At 61.7% G+C, this 23,824-nt stretch carries 21 protein-coding genes and 2 tRNA genes; 10 read left to right on the top strand and 13 right to left on the bottom strand.

Going from position 1 to position 23,824, the window contains the following annotated elements; all coding sequences use genetic code 11:
• Positions 1-106: 106 nt before the first annotated feature.
• From LGQ03_RS11005 to LGQ03_RS11030, 6 genes are all read right to left on the bottom strand, one after another.
• Positions 107-1,462 carry an ABC1 kinase family protein gene (locus tag LGQ03_RS11005; protein ID WP_226748429.1) on the bottom strand — a complete coding sequence of 452 codons (1,356 nt, stop codon included), beginning with the start codon at positions 1,460-1,462 and terminating at the stop codon, positions 107-109.
• 97 nt (positions 1,463-1,559) lie between these two features.
• Positions 1,560-1,634 (bottom strand) — tRNA-Glu (locus LGQ03_RS11010).
• 65 nt (positions 1,635-1,699) lie between these two features.
• On the bottom strand, positions 1,700-3,475 hold the full coding sequence (recJ, locus tag LGQ03_RS11015) for a single-stranded-DNA-specific exonuclease RecJ (RefSeq protein WP_226748430.1): 1,776 nt from the start codon (positions 3,473-3,475) through the stop codon (positions 1,700-1,702).
• Positions 3,476-3,532: 57 nt separating this feature from the next.
• Positions 3,533-4,498 (bottom strand): class II fructose-bisphosphatase, encoded by a 966-nt coding sequence (gene glpX, locus LGQ03_RS11020; RefSeq protein WP_226748431.1) that lies wholly within the window; start codon positions 4,496-4,498, stop codon positions 3,533-3,535.
• Between the two features lie 93 nt (positions 4,499-4,591).
• Entirely contained in the window at positions 4,592-5,878 is a 1,287-nt protein-coding gene (locus LGQ03_RS11025; protein WP_226748432.1) for a homoserine dehydrogenase, read from the bottom strand.
• 70 nt (positions 5,879-5,948) lie between these two features.
• Positions 5,949-6,230, bottom strand: coding sequence for a hypothetical protein (locus LGQ03_RS11030; RefSeq protein ID WP_226748433.1), 282 nt, complete (start codon positions 6,228-6,230; stop codon positions 5,949-5,951).
• A 93-nt stretch (positions 6,231-6,323) separates the two neighbouring features.
• On the opposite strand from LGQ03_RS11030, the gene LGQ03_RS11035 reads away from it, so the two are divergent.
• Positions 6,324-6,911: a TetR/AcrR family transcriptional regulator gene (locus tag LGQ03_RS11035; RefSeq protein WP_226748434.1), complete on the top strand. Its 588-nt coding sequence runs from the start codon at positions 6,324-6,326 to the stop codon at positions 6,909-6,911.
• A gap of 15 nt (positions 6,912-6,926) precedes the next feature.
• Here the strand turns inward: LGQ03_RS11035 and LGQ03_RS11040 are convergent, their stop codons facing one another.
• Genes LGQ03_RS11040 through LGQ03_RS11050 form a run of 3 tightly spaced genes read right to left on the bottom strand, consistent with a single transcriptional unit; the run spans position 6,927 to position 9,594 of the window.
• Positions 6,927-7,526 carry a TadE/TadG family type IV pilus assembly protein gene (locus tag LGQ03_RS11040; protein ID WP_090158909.1) on the bottom strand — a complete coding sequence of 200 codons (600 nt, stop codon included), beginning with the start codon at positions 7,524-7,526 and terminating at the stop codon, positions 6,927-6,929.
• Complete coding sequence (locus LGQ03_RS11045) at positions 7,523-8,068, bottom strand: TadE/TadG family type IV pilus assembly protein (protein WP_226748435.1); 546 nt, start codon at positions 8,066-8,068, stop codon at positions 7,523-7,525. Before LGQ03_RS11045 ends, LGQ03_RS11040 begins: the two co-directional genes overlap by 4 nt.
• Complete coding sequence (locus LGQ03_RS11050; RefSeq protein ID WP_226748436.1) at positions 8,065-9,594, bottom strand: TadE/TadG family type IV pilus assembly protein; 1,530 nt, start codon at positions 9,592-9,594, stop codon at positions 8,065-8,067. Before LGQ03_RS11050 ends, LGQ03_RS11045 begins: the two co-directional genes overlap by 4 nt.
• Before the next feature lie 225 nt (positions 9,595-9,819).
• Between LGQ03_RS11050 and LGQ03_RS11055 the strand changes: the two genes are divergently transcribed.
• A complete protein-coding gene (locus tag LGQ03_RS11055; RefSeq protein WP_226748437.1) occupies positions 9,820-11,274 on the top strand; it encodes a Glu/Leu/Phe/Val family dehydrogenase in 1,455 nt (484 codons plus the stop codon).
• Between the two features lie 143 nt (positions 11,275-11,417).
• On the opposite strand, the gene LGQ03_RS11060 is transcribed toward LGQ03_RS11055, so the two are convergent.
• Positions 11,418-12,464 carry a quinone-dependent dihydroorotate dehydrogenase gene (locus tag LGQ03_RS11060; RefSeq protein ID WP_226748438.1) on the bottom strand — a complete coding sequence of 349 codons (1,047 nt, stop codon included), beginning with the start codon at positions 12,462-12,464 and terminating at the stop codon, positions 11,418-11,420.
• Positions 12,461-12,796, bottom strand: coding sequence for a DUF952 domain-containing protein (locus LGQ03_RS11065; protein WP_226748439.1), 336 nt, complete (start codon positions 12,794-12,796; stop codon positions 12,461-12,463). Before LGQ03_RS11065 ends, LGQ03_RS11060 begins: the two co-directional genes overlap by 4 nt.
• 152 nt (positions 12,797-12,948) lie before the next feature.
• Between LGQ03_RS11065 and LGQ03_RS11070 the strand changes: the two genes are divergently transcribed.
• The gene (locus LGQ03_RS11070) at positions 12,949-14,511 is read left to right on the top strand and encodes a bifunctional metallophosphatase/5'-nucleotidase (RefSeq protein WP_226748440.1); all 1,563 of its coding nucleotides are present in this window, start codon (positions 12,949-12,951) and stop codon (positions 14,509-14,511) included.
• Positions 14,512-14,599: 88 nt separating this feature from the next.
• Entirely contained in the window at positions 14,600-15,265 is a 666-nt protein-coding gene (locus LGQ03_RS11075) for an SOS response-associated peptidase (RefSeq protein WP_226748441.1), read from the top strand.
• Here the strand turns inward: LGQ03_RS11075 and LGQ03_RS11080 are convergent.
• The gene (locus LGQ03_RS11080; RefSeq protein WP_226748442.1) at positions 15,259-15,789 is read right to left on the bottom strand and encodes a hypothetical protein; all 531 of its coding nucleotides are present in this window, start codon (positions 15,787-15,789) and stop codon (positions 15,259-15,261) included. The two genes, LGQ03_RS11075 and LGQ03_RS11080, sit on opposite strands and share 7 nt — an antisense overlap.
• A 138-nt stretch (positions 15,790-15,927) precedes the next feature.
• Here LGQ03_RS11080 and LGQ03_RS11085 point away from each other — a divergent pair.
• The 4 genes from LGQ03_RS11085 to LGQ03_RS11100 all read left to right on the top strand — a co-directional run bounded on the left by LGQ03_RS11085 (position 15,928) and on the right by LGQ03_RS11100 (position 20,555).
• Positions 15,928-16,001: transfer RNA gene (locus LGQ03_RS11085), tRNA-Gly, on the top strand.
• Positions 16,002-16,100: 99 nt separating this feature from the next.
• Positions 16,101-17,894 (top strand): ABC transporter transmembrane domain-containing protein, encoded by a 1,794-nt coding sequence (locus LGQ03_RS11090; RefSeq protein WP_226748443.1) that lies wholly within the window; start codon positions 16,101-16,103, stop codon positions 17,892-17,894.
• A 108-nt stretch (positions 17,895-18,002) separates the two neighbouring features.
• Positions 18,003-19,892 (top strand): acyl-CoA synthetase, encoded by a 1,890-nt coding sequence (locus LGQ03_RS11095; RefSeq protein ID WP_226748444.1) that lies wholly within the window; start codon positions 18,003-18,005, stop codon positions 19,890-19,892.
• Between the two features lie 51 nt (positions 19,893-19,943).
• Positions 19,944-20,555 carry a hypothetical protein gene (locus LGQ03_RS11100; RefSeq protein ID WP_090158898.1) on the top strand — a complete coding sequence of 204 codons (612 nt, stop codon included), beginning with the start codon at positions 19,944-19,946 and terminating at the stop codon, positions 20,553-20,555.
• Here the strand turns inward: LGQ03_RS11100 and LGQ03_RS11105 are convergent.
• Positions 20,552-21,112, bottom strand: a complete 561-nt coding sequence (locus LGQ03_RS11105) for a cupin domain-containing protein (protein ID WP_226748445.1) — start codon at positions 21,110-21,112, stop codon at positions 20,552-20,554. The genes LGQ03_RS11100 and LGQ03_RS11105 overlap by 4 nt on opposite strands.
• A gap of 247 nt (positions 21,113-21,359) precedes the next feature.
• Between LGQ03_RS11105 and gabT the strand changes: the two genes are divergently transcribed.
• Both gabT and LGQ03_RS11115 read left to right on the top strand, forming a co-directional pair.
• Positions 21,360-22,670, top strand: a complete 1,311-nt coding sequence (gabT, locus tag LGQ03_RS11110) for a 4-aminobutyrate--2-oxoglutarate transaminase (RefSeq protein ID WP_226748477.1) — start codon at positions 21,360-21,362, stop codon at positions 22,668-22,670.
• 139 nt (positions 22,671-22,809) lie between these two features.
• Entirely contained in the window at positions 22,810-23,784 is a 975-nt protein-coding gene (locus tag LGQ03_RS11115; RefSeq protein WP_083484232.1) for a carbon-nitrogen hydrolase family protein, read from the top strand.
• Positions 23,785-23,824: the final 40 nt, after the last annotated feature.

A 23,824-nucleotide genomic window follows, 5' to 3' on the forward strand; every position in this document is an offset into this window, starting at 1 on the left:
TTCGTTTCCCGTTGCAACTTACGGTAGTGATACCGCGCGGCTGTGGCAGACGGTTTGCCGGATCATTATGACTTTTTTCGGACCTGTGGCGGGCACGCACAATCATTTATCCGGATTTGGTGCCAACCTCGGGATTTGGCGGCAATCTTTTGTGGATCAACGCCATGACATCGACCTGCGCACCCAGACGTGCGGCCAACAGGAACACGCCGCCGAATTTGCGTTGCAGCAACAGGACCTCGATCGGAAGCGGGGGCGGTACAAATCCGGCTTCGGCGAGGGCCACGCCCTCGGCTTGCATCTGGCGGGACATGCTGCGGTCGCTGAAATCGTATCGCGATGCGTGACCCAGCGCGGCAAAGACCGTTCGCATCATCATCAGGATGCGGTCGCGGTGATCGTCGGCGGTCTGTGCCGTCAGAAATCCGATGTCGCGCGCCGCTTGCGACATTGCATCGACGTCATCGCGCAGACCTGCGCTGATCAAATGGGCGTAATTCCGGGCGGTCTGGGCGGAAATGGCCTGCGCCGCGCCGAAATCCAGCAATATGATCCGGCCCGTGCCCTGATCATATTGGTAATTCGCGAAATTCGGATCGGTCTGCATATGACCAAAGACGAACAATTCCTGCAGTGTCAGGTCGATCAGGTCTGCGGCAACCCGGTCACGCACCTGCTGCGGCTGATCGAGGATGCTTTCGACCGGAACGCCTGTGACGAAATCCATGCTCAGGATCTGCGGCGTGCTCCAGTCGGCATGACATCGCGGCACGACGAAACGCGTATCATCCTCCAGCAAATCGCCGAACCGGGTCAACTGGCCTGCCTCGCGGGCGTAATCGGTTTCCTGGTGTAGCTGATTGCGGGCCTCGGCCAGATAGGGGCCCAGGTCGAACCCCTTGGGCAACAGTCCGGACATGCGCATCAACGCGCCCACATTGGCAACATCGCTGTCGATGCTGTCGGCCACGCCGGGATATTGCACCTTGATCGCCAGATCGCGCCCGTCGCGCAGTTGCGCCCTGTGCACCTGCCCGATCGAGGCCGCGGCAATGGGTCTGACATCAAAGGATTTGAACTGCGCCAGCCAGTCGGTCGGCCACTGGGTATTTAGGACCTTTTTCAACTGGGCGGGCGGCATGTAATGGGCATCGTCGCGCAACCGCGCCATGATCTGCGACAATTCCGGCGGCAGAACATCGCCGGTGTCCATCGAGATGAGCTGCCCCATCTTCATCGCCGCACCGCGCATCTTGGCCAGCTGGTCCGCGACCCGGGTCATGTTCGCAGGCGTCAGCATCAGACCGCGCAAGGTCGGGCGCTGACCGCGACCCAGTTGTGCAGCACCGTTTACCGCCATGTTGCCCGCGATTCCGGCTGTCATCGATCCCAGACGGCCCAACCGGGACAACCGGTGGGCAGGCACGGACAGCGGGCGGGATGTCTTGGGATCATTGCGCATGGCAGACAGTTAGCCGTGTGTTGCGACACGACAATCAGATACCGCGCTGCGGCCTGCGACAAATTCGCAAACTGTCTGAAAAATCTGGGGAAAACCGTGGCAGCCCGTAGGGGAATCGAACCCCTCTTTCCAGGTTGAAAACCTGGCGTCCTAACCGATAGACGAACGGGCCACGCTTGGTGAGGGCCTTTTAGGCAAGCCGCGGGGTGGGGGCAAGAGACATTTTGCACCCTTTTGCTAAAAAGTTTCGACCGCCCCTACGTCAGCTGCTGCGGCGTCCTCGAGACGCAGTTGTGGTGACGTGCGGCCCTGCCATGTGTTGATTTCCAGCTTGCCGGCCAGGTGAAAACGCGCACCGCCGTGGCCTGCCAGCGCAGGCCCCATTGGGCCATCCATCGCGCCAAAGGCAATCGCGTCGATACGGGTTCCCAGACCGTCGCCAAAGGTGATTTTCAGGTGGCCGGTGCCGACGGGTTTGGCAAAGAGAATCTGGCTGTCGGGAAAGGCAAAGCGCGGTGCGGGCGCACCCGCGCCAAAGGGACCCGCCTGTTCGATCTGGCGGATCAGGTCCACCGTCGCAGCACCGGGCATCAGCACGCCATCAAGGCGCAGGTCGGCGGGTCCCAATGCGCCGGCACCTTGCCGGTCGAGCAGGGTCGCGATGCGGTCAATCGCGGCCTCCAGCCTGTCCTCTGCCACGGTCAGTCCCGCGGCCATCTTGTGACCGCCGCCTTTCAGCAGCAGGCCCTCGGCCGCGACGCGCTGAATGACGGCACCAAGGTCAATGCCGCTGACGGACCGGCCAGACCCCTTGCCGATGCCATCATCCAGCCCGATGACGATGGCGGGACGGTTCGTCGCCTCTTTCAGTCTGGCGGCCACGATGCCGACGACGCCGGGGTGCCAGCCTGCGCCTGCGGCCCAGACCAGCGGCGCATCCAGGCCGCGTGCCGTGGCCTGTTCCAGTGCCACCTCGCGGACACGTGCCTCGATGTCGCGTCGTTCCGTGTTCAGCAGGTCCAGCCGTTCGGCCAGCGCCTGCGCCTCGTGTGGGTCGTCCGTCGCCAGAAGGCGGGCACCGAGGTCAGCCGCACCGATGCGACCGCCTGCGTTGACCCGTGGACCCAGCAAAAACCCCAGGTGATGCGATGTGGGGGCCTGATCCAGCCCGGCCACATCCGCCAGTGCCGTGATGCCAACCCGGTCGCGGCGTGCCATGACCACCAGCCCCTGCCGCACCAGCGCACGGTTCACGCCGACCAATGGTGCCACATCGGCCACGGTCGCCAGGGCCACCAGATCCAGCATCGCCATCAGGTCGGGACCGCTTGCGCCGTCTGATTTCATCAGGCGGTTCACCTCGACCAGCAGCAGGAACACCACGGATGCAGCGCACAAGTGGGCCAACTTGCCGTCCTCGTCCTGCCGGTTCGGGTTCACCACGGCAACGGCGGGGGGCAGTGTATCCGTCCCCAGGTGGTGATCCAGCACGATCACGTCTGCGCCTCGGGCCGCAGCAATCGGACCATGGGACAGCGTTCCGCAATCGACGCAGACGATCAGATCATGCTCGCGGGCCAGCGCCGCCATCGCAGCATCGTTGGGGCCATAGCCTTCGTCGATGCGGTCCGGAATATAGAGTGTGGCACGCAGGCCCATCTGGCGCAGCCAGACCAGCAGAAGTGCGGCGGATGACCCGCCATCCACGTCGTAGTCCGCAAAGATCGCGATACGTTCCTTGGCCTTGACCGCCGCCAGAAACCGCGCTGCGGCGACATCCATATCGCGCAGGCTGCGGGGATCCGGCAGCAGGTCGCGCAAGGTCGGTGCAAGAAACCCTGCCGCCTCTTCGGGGGGGACGCCGCGCCGCACCAGCGTGCGACAGAGCGCAGGCCGCAGTGATGTGAGCTGCGCCATCGCCTCTGACTGGCGGTCTTCCTCGGCACCGGGGCCGATCCAGCGCCGTCCGGTCAAGGATGCATCGACGCCGAGATAGGCGGCTATTGTGGTCATGCGGTGTCCTGCCTGATCTGGTCATCCGGCCGGGGGGCCGGGCAGGGACGTCCTACCCTAGCTGACCGGGCGACGATAGCGCATTTGCCGGATCGATCCGCTGCGCGACCGCATCAACAGGGTCTCGACCGATACGAAATTTCCCTCGCGGCGTACGCCTGCCAGCAGGCTGCCGTCGGTGACACCCGTCGCGGCAAAGATTACATCGTCAGTCACCATGTCGTCACGGTCGTAGACACGGTCGAAATCGGTGATTCCGGCCTTGGTGGCGCGGCCGCGTTCGTCGTCGTTGCGGAACATTAGACGGCCCATGATCTGCCCGCCAAGGCATTTGAGTGCCGCTGCCGCCAGCACACCCTCGGGTGCGCCGCCCGATCCCATGTACATGTCGATTCCCGTGCGGGTGCTGTCCGCGCAATGCATCACGCCAGCCACATCGCCATCGGTGATCAGTCGGATGGCAGCCCCCGTGGACCGGATCGCCTGAATCATATCCTCGTGCCGGGGGCGTTCCAGCACGCAGACGGTGATTTCCGCAGGCTTGCAGCCCTTGGCCTTGGCCAGTGCCTTGACCCGCGTGGCCGGGTCCATGTCCAGTGTCACGACACCGGCGGCATAGCCCGGACCCACGGCCAGTTTGTCCATGTAGACATCGGGCGCATGCAGCATCGACCCGCGCGGCCCCATGGCAATGACAGCCAGCGCATTGGCCATGTCCTTGGCGGTCAGCGTGGTCCCTTCCAGTGGATCAAGCGCGATATCGACGGCAGGACCGGCACCGGTGCCGACGTCCTCTCCGATGTAGAGCATGGGGGCCTCATCGCGTTCGCCTTCGCCGATGACGACGGTGCCGGCGATGGCAAGACGGTTGAGTTCGCAGCGCATTGCATCGACCGCGGCCTGATCCGCTGCCTTTTCGTCGCCCCGTCCGATCAGGGAATGACAGGCGATCGCGGCGGCCTCTGATACGCGGGCCAGCGCAAGGGACAGCATTCGGTCGTCAAAGGTCGCAGCATCGGTCATCGGATCTTCCTGTGTTGTGCGGGCGCGACCTAGCCCGTGCAACATGACATCAGCAAGACCGTGAACGCTAACAATCGCCGACGATCCTCGCCGTCAGACTGTTTCGATGCGGATCGCGACAGGGTTCTGGGTCAGCACGCCCGTGCTGTCAAAGCGGGCCATCGCCTCGTCCAGGGCTGTGCGCGTCGTCTTGTGCGTGACGATCAGCACAGGCGCTGCGGTGTCGGCGTGATCATACTGGCGCATTCGGTCGATGCTGACGCCCGCGTCGCCAAGGATCGTCGCGACCTTGGCCAATGCGCCGGGTTTGTCCAGCAGTTGCAGGCGCAGGTAATAGGGAGCCGGGACCGCTGCCTGTGCGGCGCGTGCCTTGCGCAGCGTGCTGGCGGGCTGGCCAAAGGTGGACAGGCGCGACCCGCGTGCAATGTCCATGACGTCGCCCATGATGGCGCTGGCGGTGGGGCCTTCGCCCGCACCCGCACCGCGCATCACGATCTGGCCTACGGCATCGCCTTCGAGGACGACCATGTTGGTGCCGCCCGAAAGTTGTCCAAGTGGCGAAGTATCGGGCACCAGGCAAGGCGACATGCGCTGTTCCAGCCCGCGGCCCGTCAGTTGGGCCACCCCCAGCAGCTTGATCTTGTAGCCCATATCGGCGGCTTGGCGGATGTCTTCGATGGTCACGGACCCGATGCCTTCCAGCGCGACGCCGTCGAAATCGACCTGTGTGCCGAATGCGATGGATGACAGCAGCGCCAGTTTGTGCCCCGCATCCACACCGCCCACGTCAAGGTTGGGGTCGGCCTCGAGGTAGCCCAGTGCATTGGCTTCATCGAAGACCTCCTGATAGGTCAGGCCCGCGTCTTCCATCCGGGTCAGGATGTAATTGCAGCTGCCGTTCATGACACCCATGATCCGGGTGATGGCGTTGCCGGCAAGACCCTCGGTCAGGGTCTTGACCACCGGGATGCCGCCTGCGACCGCGGCCTCGAACCGGATGACGCGGCCCGCGGCCTCGGCCGCCACGGCCAGGGCCTGCCCGTGGATCGCCAGCAAAGCCTTGTTGGCGCTGACCACGTCCTTGCCACCTGCGATGGCGGCTTCTGTGGTGTCCTTGGCGGGGCCGTCATGACCGCCCATGACCTCGATCACCACGTCGACATCGGACCGGTAGGCCAATGCCACGGGATCGTTTTCCCAAGCGTAGTCGGACAGGTCGACACCGCGATCCTTTTCCTTGGACCGGGCGGAGACGGCGCTGATGACGACCGGTCGGCCTGCGCGTGCGGCCAGCAGGTCGGCATGGGTCTGAACGATCTTGACGATCCCCGCGCCGACGGTGCCAAGGCCCGCAATTCCAAGGCGAAGTGGGTCAGTCATGGCGGGCTCCGGTCGTTGATGAGATATTCGTCAGCCTGTTAGCGAAATCGCGCTGCCACCGCAACGCGGCTTAGCGGATGCTGCGCTGCATCCGGGCGCGTGTATCCGGTGCTACGACCGGACCGCGCAGGGCGGCAGCCCGTCTGCGCAGCCTGTCGGCGTCACTGCCCAGATCGGCTGCGGTTTGCGCATTGACCCGACCGGGGGCCTGCGCCTGCGCCAGCAACGGGGCCAGCGGCTGCAATTGCGGAAAGGGTGCGGCGGCTGCCTGCGGCGTGATCGGGCCGACCATTGCGGGCGGCTGCGTGCAGGCCGTCAGTGTCAAAAGACCAAGGATCAAGAAGGCGCGCATCGGCTGTCCATATGTTTGTCGGATCACACTAGGCCGCCTGGTCCTGCGACGAAACAGCTTTTCAAGCCTTACCGGGTACCTTTAAATGCGCCCATGGCACGCAAACAAGGCTCTTATGCGGATACCACCGGGCCGCGGGTGCGCGACGCGGCGCTGCGTCTGATCGCGCAGCACGGGTTTGCAGCTGTGTCGATGCGTCAGATCGCGGGCGAGGTCGGCGTGCAGGCCGGGGCGCTGTACAACTATATCCCTGATAAGCAGTCGTTGCTGTTCGAACTGCTGGACAGTCATATGTCAGAGGTCATGGAGGCGGCGGCGCAGGCACGGCTGAGCGGTACGCCGCTGCAACGCCTCGAGGGGTTTACGCGGTTTCATATCCGGTTCCATCTGCCCCGTCGGGATGCCGTGTTTCTGTCCTACATGGAACTGCGCAACCTTGCGCCAGAGAATTTCGGCCGCATTGCGGCCAAACGCCGTGCCTATGAGGACAGGCTGGAAATGATCCTGCGCGACGGCGTCGCCGACGGCTCATTCGTCGTGGATGATACGCGCATCACGACATTGGCCCTGATTGCCCAACTGACGGGAATCACCAATTGGTATGACCCCGCCGGCCGCCTGACGCTGCGTGAAATCGAAACGATCTATTGCGCGTTGGTGCGCAAATCGGTCGCAGCCTGAGGCCGGAACATCAGGTCAGCACAAATCGGTCAGAGGGTTGGCTGGGTCGTTGTTGAAACAGACGTTCACATCGCGCGGTGCTGCAAAGGTGAATGTCGGTATCGTGGTGACCGGCAGGGCCTTCAGGGCGGGGGCATGGGTCGTCCATGTTTCCACGATGATCAGGCGACCGCCATCGTTGGTGATCGGCAGGTCATTCACTAGGCTGGACATATCCTGATCCGTCAGCGGTGCCCGGTCCGTGCCGCGGACCTCTGACCAGACGACGTGATAGTGCGGCGTTGCATCCAGAAAGCCGGTCAGATCATCCTTTGTATGATAGCGGACGACGGTCACACGCAAGCCCGGCGACCTGTCGTGCAGGTTCATGAACTTTTGCAGTTCGTACATCGAATCGATGTAGGCATCGTTCACGAGCGCCCGTTCGCGGCTCAGGGTATCCGCAATGGTCAGGCCCGTCTTGATGCTGGTCGCCTCGACCCGGAACGCATCGAAATAGACCAGTGTTCCGAACAGCCCCCACAGCAAGAGTGGCGACATGAACAGCAGCTCGATCGGGGCGTTGCCGTCCTCGCGCTGAAAAAGGCGGCGGAGCGCGCGTCCAGGACGGATCATTGATAAGGCTCCACGACATAGGAACTCGCCGCACGCAGGGCGTAATATTCCTTGCCCGGTTCTACGATCTTGCGGCCGACACCCGCATAGTTGAACGTCGGATCGAACAGGATGCAGACCCGCAGGATCATCAGGTCGTTGTTTTCCAGCGAACCAATCGGGAAATCGGTCGCCTCTTCTTCGCGGTCGCGGCAGGGTGCGCTGACAGCCGGTGTGACCCAGTTGCGCGGATCAACCTTGATCATCTCGAGCCTGATGTCGCGTTCGCAATTTTCGATGACCTTGGCATAGTAGCATAGCCGCGCCGTCAGATCGTCGTGCGTCGGTACTTTCAGATAACCGACACGGACATCACGCACGGCCAAATCCAACGCGCGGTCCACCATCACCTGACGTACGGAATGCACCTGAATTTCGAATGCGTTGACGAAGATGAAAAAGAAGGCGGGTGCGACAAGAAGGAACGGAATGCTGGCAGAGCCGCTTTCCGGTGACAGTCGTGCACCAAGACGCTGCGTCAACTTCAGGATGCGCGAGATCATTGGGTCAACCTCAGCTCTGTGATCTGATCGGCGATCGCCGAGAAAATGGACCCCAGGTTCGAGCCGGTGGTCGCAAAGAACTGCGATGGATCATTGGCGCAATTGCGCATCACGGTCCGGCCGTCGATCGCCTCTTGCGAGGTATCATTGCCTGTCACCGAAATTGTATAGACCTTGATCCCCCTGTTCTTGGCAGCGGTGCAGGTGCTGGACAGCCAGGTATCCGCCTGTGCACCGTCATGTTCATAGACAATGTTGGTGTCGGTGGTCGAACAGCCAATCCCAAAGCGACCAAAGCGATTGTTGCCGACGAACGGCATGTTGTTGTTCGCCCAGAACAGCATTTCGCTGGGCGTGTCGATGAATTCATCGTTCAAGCGACAGGACGCAGAGTTCTGTCCATCGGTCAGCAGAACGATATATTTCAGCGTGGGCGAGGTATTTGCCCCGGCCACAAGGGTATAGGGGCTGGGCCGGTCGCGAAAAACACCGTCGACAAAACCGTTTGGCAGTTCCTTTACAACTTCGTTGAACGACGGGTCAAGCAGCGTCGTCGCCCATTTCATGCCCTCGTGGATGGCCGTACCTGCGCGCGGTTCCAATGACGCCAGGCGGCCCTTCAGCAGGTCAGCGTTCTGGCTCAGGATGACCATGCGTTCGAAATCATAACGCGGGCAAATGGGCTGTGTCACCGCAGGATTGTTCACGTCGCGCCCGAACACGTTGCCAAAGGAGTTCGTCATCACGGGCTGTGTCTGGCGGTAGGTTCTGTCGTCATCAAAGACAGTGGTCGCGTATTCTGCCGGATCAAATTCGATGCAGTGCGAAAATCCGTGTTGCGTGACAGGGTCGATATCAAGCGCGTCCAGGATTTCCGGGCCAGCGTTCACGCTGTCCGAATAGGGGATGATCGAAATGGAAACACGATCCTGAAGCGCGGGGTCCAACAGCTGATCGATGAAATCCTCTGCTGCGTCGGTCACCAGTTCCATGCGTTTGAACGTGGTCCCCGGAACCCCGAATTCCATCGAACCCGACAGGTCGAGCACGAGTGACACCTCAATCTTGCCGGACCCTTGGATCGCGGTGGATTGGGAATTGGCGGTCAGGTAGTCCGGCCCGTTCATCTGACCGATCCATGGCATGAACATGCTCAGGAAATGCATCCGCACCTGTACATAGCTTTGGACTGTCACCTCACGCACGTTGCGACCGGTCACGATGACCGGTTCGCCCTTGAGTGCGGCAGCTTCACCAGCCTTGGTGAAATGATCGGTGATCAGGGTTTTGGCATCGGTTGGCTGGCGCAGGTTCGCAGAGGCCAGCACGGCTGTATCCGTGATGCCCTGCAATCGCGCGCGTTTCGCCTCGAAGCGCATGAAATCCACGGCGATCCCGCCGACGATGATCATCGGAATCAAGAGTATGAGCGTCAGCATGATGATCGTGCCGTTCTCGTCGCGTGCGAAGCGGCGCAGCCGTAGCGCCGCAGCGGCCATTCCGATCTGATGTGTCAGCCATTTCATAACGCGAAACTCTTGTGTCAGTTCACCATAATCGGTTGCCGGGCGTCGCAGGACGCACGTCTCCCGTCGGTTGTTTAACTAAACTGCTGTGACGGAATTAGGGCGTGTTCATGGCCGGCACGGCCGTTGTTCACGATTTGCAAACAAATTGGGCATCAGGCACGAATCAGTATAGCAATCGCTTGGGCGAGCCGGCCTGGTCGCCCCACACCTAAGGAACCAGAGATGACTCAACCCGATACATCACCCCAGGATGCCCCGCAGGAACCGACCTTTCGCGAATCCGTGGACATCATGTTCAACCGCGCCGTGGGCCTGTTGGATCTCAGCCCCGGACTGGAAGAGAAGATCAGGGTCTGCAACGCGACCTACGTCGTGCGTTTCGGTGTGCGTCTGCGTGGCAAGATCCACACCTTTACCGGCTACCGGGCCGTCCATTCCGAACATATGGAGCCGGTCAAGGGCGGCATCCGCTATGCGCTGGCCGTGCACCAGGACGAGGTCGAGGCGCTGGCGGCGCTGATGACGTACAAATGCGCGCTGGTCGATGCGCCGTTCGGCGGGTCCAAGGGCGGTCTGTGCATCAATCCGCGCGATTGGGAAGAGCACGAGCTGGAACTGATCACGCGGCGGTTCGCCTATGAGCTGATCAAGCGTGACCTGATCAACCCGGCCCAGAACGTGCCCGCCCCCGACATGGGCACGGGCGAACGCGAAATGGCTTGGATCGCGGACCAGTACAAACGCATGAACACTACCGACATCAACGGTGCGGCCTGTGTGACGGGCAAACCGACGAACGCAGGCGGTATTCAGGGCCGGACCGAGGCAACTGGCCGCGGTGTGCAATTCGCGCTGCGCGAATTCTTTCGCCATCCGGGGGATGTGGCCAAGGCGAACCTAAGCGGCAAGCTGGATGGCAAGCGTGTGATCGTGCAGGGCCTTGGCAACGTGGGCTATCACGCGGCCAAGTTTCTGTCCGAAGAGGACGGCTGCAAGATCACAGGCATCATCGAACATGACGGGTCGCTGTTCGACGAGAACGGTCTGAACGTCGAGGATGTCCGCGCCCATATCGTGGAAAACGGCGGGCTGACCGGTTATGCGGCGGCAACCTTTGAACCCCAGGGCGCAAAGCTGCTGGAGCATGACTGCGACATCCTGATTCCCGCGGCACTTGAGGGGGTTATCAACATGACCAACGCCGACCGAATCAAGGCACCGCTGATCATCGAGGCGGCCAACGGTCCCACGACGTCGGGCGCTGACGAAATCCTGCGCAAGAAAGGCTGCGTGATCATCCCCGACATGTATGCCAACGCGGGCGGTGTGACGGTCAGCTATTTCGAATGGGTCAAGAACCTGTCGCATATCCGGTTCGGCCGGATGCAGCGCCGGGCCGAAGAGGCGCGTCACCAGCTGCTGGTCGACGAGTTGGAGCGTCTGGACGACATGCTGGAACATCGCTGGTCCATGACACCTGATTTCAAGGAGAAATACCTGCGCGGTGCCGATGAGATCGAACTGGTGCGCTCTGGCCTCGATGACACGATGCGCACGGCCTATCAGGCCATGAGCAAGGTCTGGAACGAAAACGACGATGTCGAGGATCTGCGCACCGCGGCCTATCTGGTGTCGATCCGCAAGGTCGCGGCCAGCTACCGCGCCAAGGGGCTTTAGCGGCATATTGCTAAGGTCCGGGGTTTCGCCTCCAAGGCGGGTGAAACCCCGGACGCCAATCTAAGTCCCCGAAACGGGCGCTGTGTGAACTGATTTTTGTCTCAATACTTGTGGACCGGGGCCTGCGTGACCCGGTCCTTAGGTCAGGTCCAGTCCGAACGACCTGTGCCCACGGCCTGCGCCACGTTTTCGAAACCGTCGCGCGCCAGCAGATCGTCTAGCCCGCGCACAATGTCACCCACCAGCGATAGCCCGCCATAGACCAGCGCGGTGTACAACTGCACAGCGGATGCCCCGGCGCGGATTTTCTGATACGCCTGTTGCGCCGATCCGACGCCACCGACACCGATGATCGGCAGAGGCGTCAGGCCGGACAAATGCGCCAGCACGCGGGTCGATTTTTCGAACAAGGGTTGGCCGGACAGCCCACCTTTTTCATGCGCATGCGGACCGTGTAGCCCGTCACGATCCAACGTCGTGTTGGTCGCAATCAGCCCTGCGATCCCCGATGCATTCGCGACCTCTGCTACATCTGCAATCTCGGCAGGATTCAGGTCCGGCGCGATTTTCAAAAACACCGGAATGGGCCGGGGCAGGGCGGCATTGGCCGTCATCACCCCGTCCAGCAGCGCGCCAAGCGCTGCCTTGCCCTGCAAATCGCGCAGTTTTTCCGTATTGGGCGACGACACGTTGACCGTCGCAAATGCGACATGCGCGGCACAGCGGGTCAGCACGCGCGCGAAATCGCCCGCGCGGTCGTCCGAATCCTTGTTTGCGCCCAGATTCAACCCGACGATACCCGCGTGACCGGCCAGCCGATCAGCGATGGCATCCATGCCGTCGTTGTTGAAGCCGAACCGGTTGATTGCGGCACCATCCTGCGTCAGCCGGAACAGGCGGGGCCGGGGGTTGCCCGGCTGGGCGCGCGGCGTGGCGGCCCCCACCTCGATGAAACCGAAACCGCTGCGCGACAGCGGCGCGATCGCGGTCGCGTTCTTGTCAAATCCGGCAGCGAGGCCCACCGGGTTAGGCAGATCAAGCCCGGCCAGATTGATACGCAGCCTGTCGGATGTAATCGGTCCGCCGCGCGGACCCAGTCCCAGTTGCAGTGCATTCAGCGCCAGACCGTGCGCGCGTTCGGGATCAATCGACCGCAGCATCCGCAGTCCGGCCTGTTCCAACAGATTCATAGATCGTCGGGGAACTGGTGCAGACCGTCCACCAGCGGCAGTGGTTTGTGCCAGGCAACATCCGTCAGCAGCAGCGGCCGGTAGAGATGCGGAAAATCGTCGCCACCGCGCGATGGTTCCCACCGCAGATGTTCGCCCAGAGGATCCGCCTCGACCGCGACCAGCACCAGATCGGATGCATCGGCAAAATGTTTCAGCGCGGTTTCGCGTGCCTGTCTGCCTGTCGAAAAATGGATGTAGCCATCTGCCAGATCGATTGGCGCGCCTGCCGTGGACCCGTCAGCCTGAAGTGCGGCCCATTCGGGCGCATGGAATATCTTGTAGATCAACATGGGCTTTCTTTGCCGTTTGCCTGCGGAATAATCAAGCGCGCCTGTCATCAAACTGACGTAGGCGCCGATTAGCACAGGCCCCGCGCAAAAGTTTGACACCGTCAATTTCGGGGGTCAGACTTTTGTCAGACATATCCAAATTGGGGAAACCGATGATCTCTCGTATCCTAGGCACCACCTGCGCTGTTGCGCTTGTCGCTGGCGCGGCACAGGCCGAAACCAGCCTGACGATTCTGCACACCAACGACTTTCACGATCGGTTCGAGCCGATCAGCGCATTCGACAGCACCTGTTCGGCCGAGGACAACGCGGCAGGCGAATGCTTTGGCGGTATCGCGCGGATGGTCACTGCGATCAACGATGCGCGCGCGGCAGCGGCGGGCGACGTGCTGCTGCTGGATGCAGGCGATCAGTTTCAGGGGTCGCTGTTTTTCACGCGCTACGGTGGAGAGCTTGCCGCTGAATTCATGACGCAGCTTGACTATGACGCCATGGCGGTCGGCAACCACGAATTCGACAACGGCCCCGAGGGGCTGGCCACGTTCCTCGACATGGTCGATTTTCCCGTTCTGTCGGCCAACATCGACGTCAGCCAGAGCAATCTGCTGGCCGGCAAGGTCGCGAAAAGCGTGACGCTCGACACCGCAAGCGGCGCTCAGGTCGGCGTTGTTTCGGTGCTGGCCGAGGATACGCCGGAAACCTCGTCGCCCGGCGATCAGGTAATCTTTTCATCCATCGTGGACGGTGCGCAGTCTGAAATCGACGCGCTGACGGACGCCGGTGTGAACAAGATCATCCTGCTGACACATGTCGGCCTGAACGCGGACATGCGCCTGGCCGAGGAGCTGACCGGCGTGGACATGATCATCGGCGGCCATTCGCATACGCTGCTGGGTGACATGGAAGGCGCCGAGGGCAGCTATCCGACGATGACCAATGACGTGCCGATCTTTCAGGCCTATGCCTATGGCAAGTATCTGGGCGAAATCGACGTGACGTTTGACGATGCGGGCGAAATCACCGCGATGTCGGGCGCGCCGAAACTGCTGGACGCCTCTGTTGCCGAAGACGAGGCCACCGTGGCGCGCGTCAGGGAACTGGCCGGCCCGCTGGAGGAAATCCGCCAAAAGGTCATCGGCGAGACGACCGACGTGGTCGAGGGCAACCGCGATGTCTGCCGTGCGATGGAATGTTCGGGCGGCAATCTGGTGGCGGATGCAATGCTGGACCGGGTCGCTGATCAGGGCATCCAGATCGCGATTGCCAACGCAGGCGGTATCCGTGCCAGCATTGATGCGGGCGAGGTGACGCAAGGAGAGGTTCTGACGGTGCTGCCGTTCCAGAACACCCTGTCGACCTTTGAGGTGACTGGTCAGGCAATGCTGGACGCCCTCGAAAACGGTGTCAGCGCAATTGCGGACGGTGCAGGTCGTTTCCCGCAGGTCGCTGGCATGACCTTTACCGTGACCACATCGGCAGAGGCGGGCAACCGGATTTCCGACGTGATGGTCGGCGGAGAGCCGATTGATCCTGCCGCCACCTACGGCGTGGTCAGCAACAACTACGTGCGCAACGGCGGTGACGGCTATGCGATGTTCGAGGACGCGCAGAACGCCTATGACTTTGGCCCGGATCTGGCCGATGTCGTTGCCGAATATATCGCCGAAAACGGGCCTTATACGCCTTACACCGACGGTCGCATCACGATGAACTGATCCTGTCGGATTGCTGTTCAGGATTGGGGGCGCTGCGGGAAACCGCTGCGCCCTTTCTGTTTTTGGTGGGGATGATTAGGTTGGGATCATGTGCGGACGTATGGCGATCACACTGCCCCAAGAGGCAATGATACAGGTGTTTGACGCCGTGGCATCGAACGACCTGCCGCCCGTGCCCAACTACAACGTCTGCCCGACAGTCGATGTGCACACGGTGACCAGTGACGCAGGCACGCGGCGGCTGCGCCCGATGCGCTGGGGGTTCATTCCACACTGGTACGATAAACCCGGCGGCGGCCCATTGCTGATCAACGCGCGGTCCGAAACCATCGCTGACAAACCCGCCTTTCGTCAGGCCGCGCGGGTCCGTCGTTGTCTGATCGTGGCGTCGGGTTTTTACGAATGGCAGCGCGAGGATGGGGCAAAACCGCGACCTTGGTACATTACGCGCAGTGACGGCGGGCCGATGGTTTTTGCAGGGGTTTGGCAGGACTGGGACCGGGGTGATACGCAACTGACCACCTGTGCCGTTGTGACCTGCACGGCAAATGATGCAATGGCCCCGATCCATCACCGGCTGCCGGTGATCCTGTCACCTGCGGATTGGCCGCTTTGGCTGGGTGAGGCCGGCCACGGTGCCGCCACGCTGATGAAACCCTGCGCTGATGATGCGCTGCGGTTCACGCGAGTGGGGGTGGCGGTCAACAGCAACCGGGCCACTGGCCCGGACCTCATCCTGCCGGTCGATCAATAGGTCAGGGTGGGGAGCCCTTCGATCAGCGTTCCGGGATCGATCTCTGTGACGATCTGTTCTTCGATCTCCGTCCGTTGCTCTTCGCAATAGACGGTGCGGGTTTCCCAACGGCAAAAGTAACCCAGGAAAAGACAGACCCTGACCTGCTGCGTCCCGCAGGCATAGCGGTCGATATAGGTCCGGGTGATCAGATTGACCGCGCGAATTTCAGACGGTCCCTTGTCCAGCAGGATCGGCGATTGTGCCCCGTCATTGATGAGCGGGGTATACACCTTTTGACCGGAATCGTTTTGATAGCGCAGGTGCACATTCCTGTCGGAATGATTGAAAAAACAGATATCGACCTGGGTCGAATCCCACGGCGTTGTCAGTTCCTCGTAATAGATTTCAGGCGGGAAAATCCCGTCAGGTTCGATTCGGAACACCTCGTCATTGATATCGCAGGCCTGATTTGCCGCCTGCGCCTGCGCCATGCCAGGGCCGAAACCCAGAACACAGATCATCAAGAGAAAAGCCTGCCGCATTTTATTCCTACTTCGCTTTGTTCCGGTCGAGGTCCGGGCGTTGGTGTTCCGCTATCGGGCCAATCGGGCGATTTTAAGGCGTCTGTCGGGCTTGCACTGACCCGAAATCGCGCGATATAGAGACGGCAAGGACACAGCGCGGGCGTTGTGTAATGGTAAGACCTCAGCCTTCCAAGCTGATGACACGGGTTCGATTCCCGTCGCCCGCTCCACTCCTTTGCTTCAGGGAAATGCACCTTAGGTCGCGGCCTCGCGCGCTTGTGTCCGGCGGTCCCGCCTTTTATGTCCGCACGGACAAAAGGACGAACATCATGGCCGATCACCCTAAATCCAGCGACACCGAGCGCGAAAAGTCCAAGAACATGGGCGCGCTGCGGCAGTTGTTGCCGTTTCTGTGGCCCTACCGTTTGATGATGGGACTGGCGGGTGCGGCATTGGTGCTGACCGCCATCGTGTCACTGATCCTGCCGTTGGCCGTGCGCCGCGTTGTCGACAATTTCGATGTGTCGTCTGCCGTTCTGCTGGATGGATATTTTGCGGCGGCGCTGGGCATCGCGCTGTTGCTCGCTGTGGGAACCGCGCTGCGCTATTATCTGGTGACGCGTCTGGGTGAACGGGTCGTGGCCGATATCCGTGTTGCCGTGTTCGACCGCATGATCGGCATGTCGCCCGCGTTTTTCGAGAAAATCATGACCGGCGAAGTCCTGAGCCGGATCACGACAGATACCACTCTGATCCTGTCGGTCATCGGGTCATCCGTCTCTGTCGCCTTGCGCAACGTGTTAATCTTCTTTGGCGGTCTGATCCTGATGATGTTCACCTCGGCCAAGCTGACGGGCATGGTCCTGCTGCTGGTGCCGGCCGTGATCGTGCCCATCGTTCTGCTGGGCCGACGTTTGCGTGCACTCAGCCGCGAAAACCAGGATTGGATCGCCCAAAGCTCTGGGTCCGCGTCCGAGGCGTTGTTGTCCGTGCAGACCGTGCAGGCGTTCACCCACGAGAAACGCAGCCGTCAGGCGTTCTGGGATGTGACGGAGAAATCATTCGTCGCCGCGCGCCGCCGCATCGGTGTGCGGGCCTGGATGACAGCCATCGTGATTTTCCTGATCTTCGCCGGGATCGTGGGCGTGTTGTGGATGGGTGCGCGCGATGTGCGCACCGAGGTGATGACCGTGGGCGAACTGGTCCAGTTCGTGATCTATTCGGTCATGGTGGCTGGTGCCGTAGGCGCACTGACGGAAATCTGGGGCGAATTGCAACGCGCGGCGGGGGCTACGGAACGGCTGGTCGAGCTGCTGGAATCGCGCGACGCGGTGCAAGACCCGGTCGATCCCAAACCCGTGGGCAACCTGCGCACCGGGCATATTGTTTTTGACAATGTCACGTTCCGCTATCCGGGCAGGCCTAGCGTGGCCGCGCTGGACGGGGTGTCGCTGGACGTGGCACCGGGCGAAACTGTTGCTCTGGTCGGCCCGTCAGGTGCGGGCAAGACGACGATCATTCAGCTGATCCAGCGGTTCTATGACCCCACCACGGGCCGCATCACGATGGACGGTGTCGATCTGCGCGACATGGACCGGGCCGATTTTCGGGCACAGGTGGCGCTGGTGCCGCAGGACCCTGTGATCTTTGCCGATACGGCGCGTGAGAACATTCGGTTTGGCAGACCCGGTGCGACCGACGCCGAGGTCGAAGAGGCCGCGCGAGCCGCGGCGGCGCATGATTTCCTGACGGCCTTGCCAGAGGGCTACGATTCCTATGTCGGGGAACGCGGCGTCATGCTGTCGGGCGGCCAGAAGCAACGCATCGCAATCGCCCGCGCGATCCTGCGCGACGCACCGATCCTGCTGCTGGACGAGGCAACCAGCGCGCTGGACGCACAAAGCGAGCGTCTGGTGCAACAGGCCGTCGATGATCTGGCCCGCAGTCGTACCACGCTGATTGTCGCGCATCGCTTGGCGACCGTGAAAAAGGCGGACCGCATCGTGGTGTTTGACGGCGGACGAATCGTGGCCACGGGCACCCATGACAGTCTTGTGGCTGAAAACGGGCTTTATGCGCGACTTGCGCGGCTGCAATTCACCGAAGGTTTGGCTGCGGAATAGCGAAATTGCGCTGCGTCAGTCTTGCGTTGCCCCCCCAATCGCGTCCATCGTCCTGACCAGCCAAATGACGATCCACCTAAGGGTCGCACACGTCTTGGGAGGGACATCATGGGATACGCCGGCTTCGCCGACCGCAATGCGATTGAACAGGAATCCGCTTGGGCTGATCGGGACATGCCGGTCACCACCTATGCGCAGCTATCTGCCACGGCGGCAAAATTTCCGGACCGTCCGGCGGTCACGTTCCAGCTGTTCTCAGGCCCCAAGGATCCGGCAGAGACCTTTACCTGGTCGCAGCTCAAGGATCGCACGACACAGACTGCGAATCTGTTCCGCAGCCTTGGCATCAAGGAAGGCGACGTGGTCGCCTATATGCTGCCCAACTGTTCTGAGGCTGTGCTGACCTATCTGGGCGGTCAGGTTGCAGGCATCGTCAACCCGCTGAACCCGCTGCTGGAGGCCGAACAGATCGCGGCGATCCTGCGCGAGACGAACGCAAAGGTGCTGGTGACGCTGCGGAGTTTCCCCAAAACCGACGTCGCCCAAAAGGCGGCGGCTGCCGTCGCACTGGCCCCCAACGTCAAGCACGTGGTCGAGGTCGATCTGCACAGGTATCTGACCGGTGCAAGGAAACTGATCGTGCCGCTGATCCGTCCCAAAAACCCCGTGGAACACAAGGCCAAGGTGATCCCCTTTGACAAATCGGTGTCGCAGCAGTCGACCGAATTGCAGTTCATGGACAGCCCCACAGACCGTGTGGCGGCTTATTTCCACACCGGTGGCACGACCGGCATGCCAAAGGTCGCGCAGCACCGCTATTCCGGCATCATCTACAATGCCTGGTTGGGTGCGCGCCTGTTGTTCACGGAAAAGGACGTGCAGATTTGTCCTTTGCCGATGTTCCACGTCTTTGCGGCCATTGTGTCACTGGGCGCATCACTGGGATCCGGCGCGCATGTCGTGTTCCCGACGCCGCAGGGCTACCGGGGTGATGGCGTATTCGACAACTTCTGGAAACTGGTCGAACGTTACAAAGTGACGTTCATGATCACCGTGCCCACTGCGATGTCGGCGCTGATGCAGCGCAAGGTGGACGCCGATATTTCCAGTCTGAAACTGGCATTCTGCGGGTCGGCACCGCTGCCACTGGAACTGTATCGCCGCTTTGAAGAGGCCGCAGGCATCACCATCTGCGAGGGCTACGGCCTGACAGAGGCCACTTGCCTTGTGTCGATCAACCCACCCGCCGGCGAGAAAAAGGTCGGGTCCATCGGGATTCCCTTCCCGCATACCAAGATCAAGATCATGTCCGTCGAGACCCACGAGGAATGCGCCATCGACGAGATCGGCGAAATCTGCGTGTCCAACCCAGGCGTGTTTAGCGGTCATACCTACACCGAGGCGGACAAGAACAAGAACCTGTTCTACGCCGGTGAGACCGATCAGAACGAATACCTGCGGACGGGCGATCTGGGCCGCGTCGATTCCGATGGCTATGTCTGGATCACGGGCCGGGCCAAGGACCTGATCATCCGTGGTGGCCACAACATCGATCCGGCCGAAATCGAAGAGGCGCTTGCCGGGCACGACGCCGTGGCATTCTGCGGGGCCATCGGCCAGCCTGACAGCCACGCGGGCGAAATTCCCTGCGCCTACGTTGAACTGGTCGCGGGCGCATCGGTCACCGAGGCCGAATTGCTGGACTATGCCAAATCGAAGATCCACGAACGTGCGGCCTATCCCAAGCACCTCGAGATCTTGGACGAGCTGCCCAAGACGGCGGTCGGCAAGATTTTCAAGCCGGACCTGCGCAAGCGGGCGATCACCCGTGTGTTCGACGCAGCCCTGTCTGACAAGGGCATCGCCGCGCATGTGGAATCGGTGACCGAGGACAAGAAGCTGGGTCTGGTCGCGCATATCGCGACGAAATCCGCGTCCAAAGACGATATCGCAGCGGTGCTATCGGAATACACCGTCGCTTGGGATATGGCAGAGTAATGTCAGGGGGCGGCGCGCAGCCGCCCCGATTCCCAACCGCAGGTCACGCCCATGTCCCGTTCCCGTTCCATCACCAAGCATTTTCGTCGCGCGCTGTTGGGCGCTGGCATTGCCGTCGCCGGTCTGGCCTTTGCGGCCTGTAGCCCCGAGGATGTGGCCGCGCTGAACGCGCAGGTCGCCACCACCCCAGAGGCCGCCCCCACGCCGCGCACGGGTGGCACGCGTCAGGCGCAGTCATCCGGCGGCCTGACATCGCTGCTGTGCGGGGCAGGGCTGTGTACCGATCGCAGACCGAAACCGCAGGGCAACCGCACCTATGTGATCGAAGGCGACGGCGGCGGGCAGATCATCAGCGCCGAGGCTGACCGCGAGATGCTGCGCCAATGGGGCGGACCCGTCGAAATCCGTTGGTACTGCAATTCGTCTTGTGTGATCTTTACCACGCTGCCCAATGCCTGCCTTGGGCCGCATCTGAAAATCGGGTTTCACAGTGCTGATGTGAACCGTGGTTTCGTCGGCAACGAACAGATCGCCAAATATCTGCGCGGCGGGATCAAGGAACGTTTCCTGCGCGAATGGCAATATGTGCCCAATGACGATCTGTATACAATCCGGGCGCGGGACTATGCCCGGCTGGATCCGCAGGTGCGCATCTGCGACTAGAACGTCGGTGGTGTGCAGGCGCTGATCACGACGCAATCCGCGTCAGACAGGTTGCGGAACCGGTGGGGCAGGCGGCTATCGAACAGATAGCCGTCGCCTGTGCGCAGGATTTGCGTCTCTCCGTCGACCGTCACCTCAATTTCGCCATGCACGACAATGCCTGCTTCTTCTCCGTTGTGCTGCAGGGCCTCGGGTCCGGTATCGGCACCGGGGGGATAGGTTTCGTGCAGGATTTGCAGGGCATGTTCCGCGGCCCGACCCAACTGGCGCAGTGACACATGCGGGCCGGGGGTGTCGTCTTGCGGCGCGATTTCGGTAAATTGGTCAGCGGTGTAGAAATGACGCGGCGGGCTGCCGTCTTCGAGCGGGGCGAAAAAGTCGCCCATCGACACCGGAAAGGCATCCAGAAGCGATTTCAGAGATGCCACCGACGGTGAGGTACGATTCTTTTCGATCAGTGAAATGGTCCCGTTCGTCAGTCCGGCCCGTGCGGCCAGTTCGCGTTGCGACAGGCCGTGTTTCTCGCGCAACTGGCGCAGCCTCTCACCGATGTCCATTGATGCGAAATCCTTCTGTTTCCGACATCTCAATGCCTGCAAACGACCCCTGAAAACAAGGGTGTTCGTGCGCCGGGAATATCCGTTGACAAGTATATTAAACGGGTGTCACTGATATTCAACGCAGCCCCCCTCCAGCCCGCGAAAGGACCGTCGCATGGCACAGAAAAAGACGATGACGAAAGCACCCAAGAAGTCCGCCGTGAAACAGACGGAACCCCGCACCGATCTGAAGGTCGTGCGTGATATGCCGTTCGAGGCGCATTCCAACGCAGAGCTGCTGAAACGGCGCGAGGCGGCCGTGCCGCGCGGTGTCGCATCCGCAGCGCCGGTTTTCGCAAGCTACGCCGAAAACGCCGAGGTCTGGGACGTCGAGGGCAACCGCTATATCGATTTCGTCGGTGGGATCGCCGTTTTGAACACCGGCCACCGCCACCCCCGCGTGGTTGCGGCCGCCAAAGCTCAAGAGGATCTGTATACCCACACCTCGTTCCAGGTGATGCCCTATGCGCCCTATGTGGAACTGGCCGAGCGCCTGAACGCGCTGGCCCCCGGCGATCACGCAAAAAAGACGCTGTTGGTCACCACGGGTGCCGAGGCTGTCGAGAACGCGGTGAAAATCGCGCGTGCCGCTACAGGGCGCCCGGGCGTCATCGCATTCACCGGTGGCTATCACGGACGCACGCTGCTGACGCTGGGCATGACCGGCAAGATCAGCCCCTACAAAAAGGACGTGGGCCCGTTCCCGTCCGATATCTACCGCGCGCCGTTCCCCAGCGCACGTGACGGGATCACGGTGCAGGACGCGCTGACCGGCCTGCGCAACCTGATGCTGACTGATGCGCAGCCGGAACGGATCGCCTGTATCATCATCGAACCCGTGCTGGGCGAGGGTGGTTACGTGCCGGTCCCGTCCGATATGATGCAGGCGCTGCGCGCCTTGTGCGACCAGCATGGCATCATGCTGATTGCGGATGAAATCCAGGCCGGCTTTGGCCGTACCGGCAAATGGTTCGCCATCGAACATTCCGGTGTCGTGCCGGATCTGATCACCGTGGCGAAATCGCTGGCCGGTGGTTATCCGATTGCAGGCGTCATCGGCCGGGCCGAGGTGATGGATGCGATGATCCCCGGCGGTCTGGGGGGCACCTATGGCGGCAACCCGGTTGCATGTGCGGCGGCGCTGGCCGCCATCGACGTGATCGAAGAAGAAGGCCTGCTGGATCGTTCGACCGTGATGGGCGAACATTTCAAAACCCGTTTCGCCGAAATCGGCGCACGCTCTGCCCCCTACCGGATGTGGGACATCCGTGGTCTGGGCGGGATGGTCGCCGTTGAATTCGTCACTGATTTTGCCACGGCAACCCCAGATGCGGACCTGACGAAACGCGTCGTCGCCCATGCGCTGAAACGCGGTCTGGTGCTGCTGTCCTGCGGTCTGCACGGCAACGCCTTGCGCATCATGACCCCGCTGACGGCATCCGATGCGATCATCGAAGAGGGTCTGGCGATCTTTGAAGAGGCGCTTCAGGCGGCTGTGGCCGAACAGCAGGCCTGACCAAAAACGCCATTTGACAGGACGGACAGGGGCGGATCGGCGTGATCCGCCCCTTGTTTTTGGCTATCCGGTTTAAGTTTCCGCGTTGCCCCTGTATGGACAGGGCTGAACGCATTCCGCGTCTCCAAAGAGAATAGACATGACACCTTTCGCAATCGCGGGCGTGCAAATGTACGTCCAAGCCCTGCAACCGAACGTAGAAGGCATGATTCAGCGCCTCGATGTGCTGATGGCGCGCTTTCCCTGGACCCAGATGGTCCTGTTTTCCGAACTCTCGCCTTTTGGCCCGTTGGACAAATTCGCCCAGCCGCTGGAAAATGACACGATCAAGCGGTTCTGCGAGGCCGCGCGCAAGCATCGGGTCTGGCTGATCCCCGGTTCGATGTTCATCCGACACGAGGATGGCCGTATCCTGAACACGTCATTCGTCATCGACCCCGATGGCAATGTGATCCGCCAATACGCCAAGATGTTTCCATTCCGCCCCTACGAGGCGGGCATTTCCGCGGGCACGGAATTCTGCGTTTTCGACGTACCAGAAGTGGGCCGTTTCGGCCTGTCGATCTGCTATGACATGTGGTTCCCGGAGACCACGCGCCAGCTGACGTCCCAAGGCGTCGAGGTTCTGTTGCACCCTGTGCTGACCGGCACCACCGACCGCGACGCCGAGCTGGCCATCGCCCGCGCCACGGCGGCGCAGTTCCAGTGCTACGTCGTTGACGTGAACGGCCTGGGGTCCGGCGGGATCGGCAAATCCTGCTTTGTCGATCCGACGTCGATGGTCCTGCACCAGTCGGGTGGCCAAGAGGACATGTTCCCGATCGAGGTTGATTTCGACATGGTACGGCGCCAGCGCGAAACCGGGATGAAGGGTCTTGGTCAGGTTCTCAAATCCTTCCGGGATCGGGACGTGGATTTTGACGTCTATGACCGCGCATCGGGTCGGGACGAGTTCCTCAAGACGTTGGGACCGCTGGAAATTCCGCATCAAGGTACACGTGCGGGTCTGCACGTCGATCCGGTCAGCGAGGCCGATGTGCCCCTTGAACTTGATGGGCCGGCGCTAGGTGTTGCAGGCGGGCCGTTGCTGCACCATGGTGTAAAGGGCCAGTAGCGCCTTCTGCGCTGCCGGTGCGCCGGCAGCGCCATTTCCG

The organism is Loktanella gaetbuli (genome assembly GCF_020531945.1).
Taxonomy (GTDB): domain Bacteria; phylum Pseudomonadota; class Alphaproteobacteria; order Rhodobacterales; family Rhodobacteraceae; genus Loktanella; species Loktanella gaetbuli.

What these genes read in the sequence shown, in the direction of transcription:
- LGQ03_RS11005 (WP_226748429.1), bottom strand. Translation starts at nt 1,462, where the DNA reads ATGCGCAATGATCCCAAGACATCCCGCCCGCTGTCCGTGCCTGCCCAC.
- recJ (WP_226748430.1), bottom strand. Translation starts at nt 3,475, where the DNA reads ATGACCACAATAGCCGCCTATCTCGGCGTCGATGCATCCTTGACCGGA.
- glpX (WP_226748431.1), bottom strand. Translation starts at nt 4,498, where the DNA reads ATGACCGATGCTGCGACCTTTGACGACCGAATGCTGTCCCTTGCGCTG.
- LGQ03_RS11025 (WP_226748432.1), bottom strand. Translation starts at nt 5,878, where the DNA reads ATGACTGACCCACTTCGCCTTGGAATTGCGGGCCTTGGCACCGTCGGC.
- LGQ03_RS11030 (WP_226748433.1), bottom strand. Translation starts at nt 6,230, where the DNA reads ATGCGCGCCTTCTTGATCCTTGGTCTTTTGACACTGACGGCCTGCACG.
- LGQ03_RS11035 (WP_226748434.1), top strand. Translation starts at nt 6,324, where the DNA reads ATGGCACGCAAACAAGGCTCTTATGCGGATACCACCGGGCCGCGGGTG.
- LGQ03_RS11040 (WP_090158909.1), bottom strand. Translation starts at nt 7,526, where the DNA reads ATGATCCGTCCTGGACGCGCGCTCCGCCGCCTTTTTCAGCGCGAGGAC.
- LGQ03_RS11045 (WP_226748435.1), bottom strand. Translation starts at nt 8,068, where the DNA reads ATGATCTCGCGCATCCTGAAGTTGACGCAGCGTCTTGGTGCACGACTG.
- LGQ03_RS11050 (WP_226748436.1), bottom strand. Translation starts at nt 9,594, where the DNA reads ATGAAATGGCTGACACATCAGATCGGAATGGCCGCTGCGGCGCTACGG.
- LGQ03_RS11055 (WP_226748437.1), top strand. Translation starts at nt 9,820, where the DNA reads ATGACTCAACCCGATACATCACCCCAGGATGCCCCGCAGGAACCGACC.
- LGQ03_RS11060 (WP_226748438.1), bottom strand. Translation starts at nt 12,464, where the DNA reads ATGAATCTGTTGGAACAGGCCGGACTGCGGATGCTGCGGTCGATTGAT.
- LGQ03_RS11065 (WP_226748439.1), bottom strand. Translation starts at nt 12,796, where the DNA reads ATGTTGATCTACAAGATATTCCATGCGCCCGAATGGGCCGCACTTCAG.
- LGQ03_RS11070 (WP_226748440.1), top strand. Translation starts at nt 12,949, where the DNA reads ATGATCTCTCGTATCCTAGGCACCACCTGCGCTGTTGCGCTTGTCGCT.
- LGQ03_RS11075 (WP_226748441.1), top strand. Translation starts at nt 14,600, where the DNA reads ATGTGCGGACGTATGGCGATCACACTGCCCCAAGAGGCAATGATACAG.
- LGQ03_RS11080 (WP_226748442.1), bottom strand. Translation starts at nt 15,789, where the DNA reads ATGCGGCAGGCTTTTCTCTTGATGATCTGTGTTCTGGGTTTCGGCCCT.
- LGQ03_RS11090 (WP_226748443.1), top strand. Translation starts at nt 16,101, where the DNA reads ATGGCCGATCACCCTAAATCCAGCGACACCGAGCGCGAAAAGTCCAAG.
- LGQ03_RS11095 (WP_226748444.1), top strand. Translation starts at nt 18,003, where the DNA reads ATGGGATACGCCGGCTTCGCCGACCGCAATGCGATTGAACAGGAATCC.
- LGQ03_RS11100 (WP_090158898.1), top strand. Translation starts at nt 19,944, where the DNA reads ATGTCCCGTTCCCGTTCCATCACCAAGCATTTTCGTCGCGCGCTGTTG.
- LGQ03_RS11105 (WP_226748445.1), bottom strand. Translation starts at nt 21,112, where the DNA reads ATGGACATCGGTGAGAGGCTGCGCCAGTTGCGCGAGAAACACGGCCTG.
- gabT (WP_226748477.1), top strand. Translation starts at nt 21,360, where the DNA reads ATGCCGTTCGAGGCGCATTCCAACGCAGAGCTGCTGAAACGGCGCGAG.
- LGQ03_RS11115 (WP_083484232.1), top strand. Translation starts at nt 22,810, where the DNA reads ATGACACCTTTCGCAATCGCGGGCGTGCAAATGTACGTCCAAGCCCTG.